The sequence below is a fragment of the Streptomyces sp. LS1784 genome, from assembly GCF_020103755.1.
Classification (GTDB): domain Bacteria; phylum Actinomycetota; class Actinomycetes; order Streptomycetales; family Streptomycetaceae; genus Kitasatospora.
The window spans coordinates 1-5,688 of record NZ_JAHSQD010000534.1 but is presented as its reverse complement, the minus strand read 5'-3'; the positions used below and the strand labels follow the sequence as shown (position 1 = coordinate 5,688).

The following is a 5,688-nucleotide window of genomic DNA, read 5'->3' as shown; positions in this document are numbered from 1 at the left end:
TCGCGCTCGCCGGGGCGGTCGGGCTCGGGGTGGTGCCCGCGGACGGGCTCCCGCTCGGTGTCGTGACGGCCGAGGCGCTCGCGGCCACCGGGGTGCTGCCGGACGACGCGTCCTGGTGCTGGTCGGCGTGCTCGGTCCCGCAGCCGGCCAGGACGGCGGTCGAGACGGCGACGGCGGACACCAGGACCAGCGTCCGCCGGGTCGTGCTCTCTCTCATGTGTGGTCCCCCCACTTGTCACCGGCGGTCGCCGGTGAGTGGCGGTCATCCTATGAGGTGCCCGTACCGCCGGGACCGGACGGGTGGTCGAGGGCCCGCCGCAGCACGGCCGGGGCGGTCACCAACGACGGCCCGTACCAGGTCAGGTGCCGTCCGCTGACCAGTGCCGCCGGAGTGCCGGGGAACGCCTCCGGGCCGTCCTCGGCGGTGAAGCGGTACGGCTCGTCCGGCAGGACCACCAACTCCGCCCGGCAGGCGAGCAGTTCGGGCAGTGGGATGGCCGGATAGCGCTCGGGGTGGTCGGCGTGGACGAGCCGCAGGCCCAGGCGGCGGAGCAGATCCCCGGCGAAGGTGTCGCGGCCGAGGACCATCCACGGGCGGCGCCAGATCGGCACGACGGTCCGCGGGCCGTCGGGCTCCGGAGGAGTGCTGCCGCCCCCGACCGGGGACCAGGCCGCCTCCGCCTCGTCCAGCCAGGCCGGCCGGGGCAGCCCGCAAGCGATGGTCAGCAGCCGGTCCAGGGAGCGGAAGGCGTCGTCCAGGGTGCGGATGTCGGTGACCCAGACCGGGACGCCGGCCGCCCGCAGCGCGTCCAGGTCGGGGCGCCGGTTCTCCTCGTCGTTGGCGAGGACGAGGTCCGGCGCGAGCGCGAGGATGCGCGGGACGTCCGGGTTCTTGGTGCCGCCGATCCGGGGGACGGGCAGGTCGGCGGGGTGGCTGCACCAGTCGGTGGCGCCGACCAGCAGCCCGGGCGCGGTGACGGCGACCGCCTCGGTCAGCGAGGGCACCAGCGAGACCACCCGGCGGGGCGGGCGCGGCCCGAGCCGGACGGGGAGGTCGAGGTCGTCGCGCGGGGCGGTGGGGTCGGCCATCCGGCCAGCCTACGTCGGGGGCGGTCGGCGGCGTACGAGCCCGTGGACGCACCGGCGGCAACCGGTCGCGAACGGGCGGGAACCCGCAGCCCCGGCCGCCCGACTACCTGGTCCGGGTCCGCAGTACGGGCCCTCAGCACGATCACCCAGCACCAGACCAGCACCAGCACCGTCACCGGGCACGGTCACCCAGCACCGTCACCGAGCACGGTCACCGACCAGGAGAGAGTTGTCATGCGTCCTCGCGTCGTCTGTGGAATCGCGGCCGCCGTCGCCCTGTTCGCCACGGCCTGCGGAAGCGGGACCGGGGGCGGATCGAGTGCCTCCGTCACCGCCCAGGCCGGCCCGGGCGGTGGATTCCCCGTCAAGGTCGCCGACTGCGCGGGCAAGGAGACCACCATCGCCAAGGCGCCCGCCAGGATCGTCACCAGCAACGCGTCGAGCCTGGAGCTGCTGCTCCAACTCGGTGCCGGGGAGCGGGTGATCGGCACCGGCTTCCCGCCCGGTAAGGGCACCCTGCCCGGCGCCCTCGCCGAGCAGGGCGCCAAGGTGCCGGTGCTCGGGGACAAGGGCATAGCCAAGGAGAAGCTGCTCGGCTCCGGCGCCGACCTCTACGTGGACACCTTCGGCGCGATGCCGATGATGGGCGGCGGCGCCACCGGACCGAGCGAGGAGGAGTACGCGGCGGCCGGCATCCAGCACGTGTACCTGCTCTCCACCGCCTGCGCCGGGACGCCGAAGGCCGCCAAGGCGCCGCGCACCGACCTCGCCGGGATCGAGGAGGACGTCCGCCGGCTCGGTGCCGTCACCGGGACCGCCGCGCGGGCCGAGGAACTGGTCGCCGGGATGGAGAAGCAGCTCGGCGAGGTCCGCACCGCGCTCGCCGCCGTACCGGAGGGGCAGCGGCCGAGCTACTTCGTCTTCGACTTCGACGCCGGTACCAAGCAGCCGGTGGCGGTCTGCGGCCGGCAGGTCGCCAACGCCGTGATCACCCAGGCCGGGGCGCGCAACGTGTTCGCCGACTGCGACGCCGACTTCAAGCCGGGATCCTGGGAGGACGTGGTCGCCGAGAACCCGGACTGGATCCAGCTGGCCGTGCGCAACCGGGGCAGTGAGGAGGCCACTCGCAAGGCCTTCGACGAGGCCGAGGCCTTCCTGAAGGGCTTCCCCGCGACCCAGGGCCTGAAGGCTGTCCAGGAGGGGCACTTCGTCCGGCTCGGCTCCGAGGTGACCACCATCGCGGGGGTGCGCAACGCCGACGCCGTCCGGCAGATCGCCGCGACCGTCCACCCGGACCTCGTCAAGAACCCCGACCTCGCCAAGAACGGGCAGTAGCCGGTGACTTCGGCCATCGCTCGGAAGGATCGCGGCGAAGCCCGCCCGGCCCGCACCCTGCGGGCCGGGCCGCTGGCCGCCGCCCTCGTCGCCGCCCTGGTGCTCGCGCTGACCGCCGCCGTCTCGCTCGGCTCGGTCGACGTCCCGCCCGGCGAGGTCTGGTCGGTGGTCGCCCGTCGGCTCACCGGGCAGGCCCCCGAGCCCGGCGCCCGCGACCTCATCGTCTGGCAGCTGCGTGTTCCGCGCGCCCTGTTGGCGGCCGTGGTGGGCGCCGGGCTCGGCCTGGTCGGCACCGCCGTGCAGGCCCTGGTCCGCAACCCGCTCGCCGACCCCTACCTGCTCGGCATCTCCTCCGGCGCCTCGCTCGGGGCGGTCGCCGCCATCGTCCTCGGCACCACCCTCGGGCTCCAGCTCTCCTTCGGCAGCGCGCTCGGCCTCACCGTCTCCCTGGCGGCGTTCGCCGGCGCGCTCGCCGCGTTCTCGCTGGTCTGGCTGATGGCCCGGCGCGGCGGCGGATTCTCCCCGCTGCGCCTGGTCCTCGCGGGCATCGGCATCGCCCAGTTCCTCGGCGGCATCACCAGCTACCTGGTCCTGCAGACCCGCGACGAGCAGCAGACCAGGGGCGTGCTGTTCTGGCTGATGGGCAGCCTCGGCGGTGCAGTCTGGGCCCAACTCGCCGTCCCCGCCGTCGCCGTGGCGCTCGGGCTGGCCCTGCTCCAGGCCCGCGCCCGGGGCCTCAACGCGATGCTGATGGGCGACGAGACGGCCGCGGGGCTCGGCGTGGACGTCACCCGGCTGCGCCGCGAGGTCTTCGTCGTCACCAGTGTGCTCACCGGGGTGCTGGTCGCCGTCTCCGGGGCGATCGGTTTCGTCGGACTGATGGTGCCGCACGTGTGCCGGCTGCTGGTCGGCGGGGACCACCGCCGGCTGCTGCCGCTGTCCGCGCTCACCGGGGCGCTGCTGCTGGTCGTCGTCGACACCGTGGCCCGCACCGCCCTGGACGGCCAGGAACTGCCGATCGGCGTGGTCACCGCCGTCCTCGGCGCCCCCACCCTGCTCTACCTGCTGGACCGACGACTGGAGCGCAGTTGAGGATCGCCGTCGAGGACCTGAGCGTCGCCCTGGCCGGCCGGACGGTGCTGGCCGGGGCCAATCTGATCGCCGAGGAGGGGGAGATCGCCGGACTGGTCGGGCCCAACGGCAGCGGCAAGTCCAGCCTGCTGCGCACCGTCTACCGGCACCTGCGGCCCAGCGCCGGCCGGGTGCTGCTGGCCGGGCGGGACCTCGCGGAGCTGCGACCCGCGCAGTCCGCCCGGCACATCGGGGCGCTGCCCCAGGAACGCGGCGGGGACTTCGAGTTGAGCGTTCGGGAGGTGGTCGCGATGGGCCGCACACCCTACAAGCGGGCCTTCGCGTCCGACGACGCCGAGGACCACCGGATCACCGCCGAGGCGCTGGTCCGGGTCGGCATGGCCGAGGCCGCCGACCGCCGGTTCGCCCAACTGTCCGGCGGCGAACGGCAGCGGGTGCTGCTGGCCCGCGCGCTCGCCCAGCAGCCGGACGTCCTGGTGCTGGACGAGCCGACCAACCACCTGGACGTCCGGCACCAGGTCGAACTGCTCGCCCTGCTCCGGGAGCAGCGCCGCACCACCCTGGTGGCCCTGCACGACCTCAACGCCGCCGCCTCGGTCTGCGACCGGCTGCACGTCCTGCACGGCGGCGCCCTGGTGGCCTCCGGGGCACCGCGCGAGGTGCTGACCGCCGAGCTGCTGGCCGAGGTCTTCGGGGTGCGGGCGGCGGTGGTCGAACACCCCCTCACCGGCGACCCGTTGATCGCCTTCGACCACCGCGCCCCGGCAACGGCGGAGGCCGCCGTGCCGGGGCGGTGGTTCCCTGCGGGCCCTGGCTAGCGGCGCGGGCCGGCGACGAGGTCGCTCAGCCGGATGACGGTGATCTCGGCCTGGCCGTGCCCGTCCTCCCAGCCCGCGACCGCCTCGCAGCCCTCGTCGTCCAGGCCGTGGACCGTGGTGTCCTCCAGGACGGGCATCAGGCCCGTGTCGCCGTCGGTGCAGAAGTAGCCGAGGTGGGTGCGTAGTTCGGGGTTGGGGATCGCGGCCAGCTCCTGCGCCCACTCCTCCTCGGGCTCTGCCGTGAAGGGCGTCAGCTCCTCGGGGGTGCGGCCGGTGCCGAAGGCCGCGCGCAGGGCGTCCAGGAGCGTGCCGTCGGAGACGAGCACGGCGGTGTGGACCTCCCAGGTGCCCGCGAACCCGGGGGAGGTGAGGTCGACGCCGTACCGCTCCAGCAGCGGGGCCAGGTCGACGCCCCGCAGGAGGTGGCCGCTGAAGCAGGCGACCTCGACGGCGGCGACGAAGCCCTCGGGGAACTCCGCCGTGCCGCCGGCCGGCCGGAACTCGAAGACGGACGTGCTCGGGTCGAAGACCGGAGTGCCCTCGGCCTCGTCGAACAGGTAGAGCGTGGACACGAACGGCTCCTCGCCGCGCAGCGCCGCCGGGCGCACCCAGGCGTGCTCGGTCCGGAAGTCGATCTCCTCCATGTAGTTGCCGGTGACGCAGGCGGCGTAGACCGCTTCGGAGTCGTACTCCGTGAGGGGGCGGCCGATCAGGACGCCGAAGGCGTGGGCGAGTTGGCGGTCCCAGTCGGCATCCGCGACGGCGGCGGGGTGGTAGGTCATGGGCGGCACCGTAGCGGAGCCCCCCGACAGGACGGCGGCCACGCCCAGGGGCTGATGCGGGACTGTCGCCGTTCGCGGACACTCCCGGGCCCGGGGCGGGCGTGATCACGGCCAGGGGCTGCGACGGGGGAGGCGTGATGCGGCGGCGGCCTGGGGAAGACGCGCCCCAGCTGCCTACCAGGACCACCAGAAGACCCAGCTGCCCATCAGTCCCACCAGAAGCCCCAGTTGCCGGTGCCGACCAGTTCCTCGGCGTAGTCGGCCAGACCCTCGCCGTGCTGGGACAGGTTGTCCGGGCAGAACGCCACGTGCTCGGCCGCCACCAGCAACGCCTCCCCCGGGCCGACCGGTGGCGCCGCGACGCTCAACTCCAGCGAGGCGGTCCCCACCTGGACGACCCGGGCGCCGAAGCGCTGCTGCCAGCTGCGCAGCACGGCGGCGATCTCGCCGCTGTCGCCGTGGCCGTTGGTGCCGTTCCAGCCGCAGGCGGCCAGCGCCTCGGCGCCGCCGTCCGCGCGGACCAGGCCGATCCGCAGGCCCGGCCGGGCGCGCAGCAGTTGGCGGGCCAGGCG

At 74.7% G+C, this 5,688-nt stretch carries 6 protein-coding genes and 1 pseudogene; 3 read left to right on the top strand and 4 right to left on the bottom strand.

The genetic code is table 11. The features are described 5' to 3' along the window. Both KS423_RS36925 and KS423_RS36920 read right to left on the bottom strand, forming a co-directional pair. A pseudogene (locus tag KS423_RS36925) lies at positions 1-217 on the bottom strand (hypothetical protein); the annotation flags it as partial. 50 nt (positions 218-267) lie between these two features. After that, the gene (locus tag KS423_RS36920; RefSeq protein ID WP_224284113.1) at positions 268-1,089 is read right to left on the bottom strand and encodes a helical backbone metal receptor; all 822 of its coding nucleotides are present in this window, start codon (positions 1,087-1,089) and stop codon (positions 268-270) included. 234 nt (positions 1,090-1,323) lie between these two features. Here KS423_RS36920 and KS423_RS36915 point away from each other — a divergent pair, with 234 nt between their 5' ends. Genes KS423_RS36915 through KS423_RS36905 form a run of 3 tightly spaced genes read left to right on the top strand, consistent with a single transcriptional unit; the run spans position 1,324 to position 4,334 of the window. Further along, entirely contained in the window at positions 1,324-2,424 is a 1,101-nt protein-coding gene (locus KS423_RS36915) for an ABC transporter substrate-binding protein (protein WP_224284112.1), read from the top strand. A 3-nt stretch (positions 2,425-2,427) separates the two neighbouring features. Then, positions 2,428-3,516, top strand: coding sequence for an iron ABC transporter permease (locus KS423_RS36910; protein WP_224284111.1), 1,089 nt, complete (start codon positions 2,428-2,430; stop codon positions 3,514-3,516). Then, a complete protein-coding gene (locus tag KS423_RS36905; RefSeq protein WP_224284110.1) occupies positions 3,513-4,334 on the top strand; it encodes an ABC transporter ATP-binding protein in 822 nt (273 codons plus the stop codon). The genes KS423_RS36910 and KS423_RS36905 overlap by 4 nt, the downstream gene beginning before the upstream one ends. Here the strand turns inward: KS423_RS36905 and KS423_RS36900 are convergent. Together KS423_RS36900 and KS423_RS36895 are read right to left on the bottom strand one after the other, a co-directional pair. Continuing rightward, entirely contained in the window at positions 4,331-5,116 is a 786-nt protein-coding gene (locus tag KS423_RS36900) for a hypothetical protein (RefSeq protein ID WP_224284109.1), read from the bottom strand. The genes KS423_RS36905 and KS423_RS36900 overlap by 4 nt on opposite strands. Before the next feature lie 206 nt (positions 5,117-5,322). Further along, the coding region (locus tag KS423_RS36895; RefSeq protein ID WP_224284108.1) for a DUF4253 domain-containing protein at positions 5,323-5,688 on the bottom strand (366 nt) is incomplete at its 5' end.

Bases quoted from the DNA above. Each gene is read 5' to 3' on its own strand.
- KS423_RS36920 (WP_224284113.1), bottom strand. From the start codon at position 1,089: ATGGCCGACCCCACCGCCCCGCGCGACGACCTCGACCTCCCCGTCCGG.
- KS423_RS36900 (WP_224284109.1), bottom strand. From the start codon at position 5,116: ATGACCTACCACCCCGCCGCCGTCGCGGATGCCGACTGGGACCGCCAA.
- KS423_RS36915 (WP_224284112.1), top strand. From the start codon at position 1,324: ATGCGTCCTCGCGTCGTCTGTGGAATCGCGGCCGCCGTCGCCCTGTTC.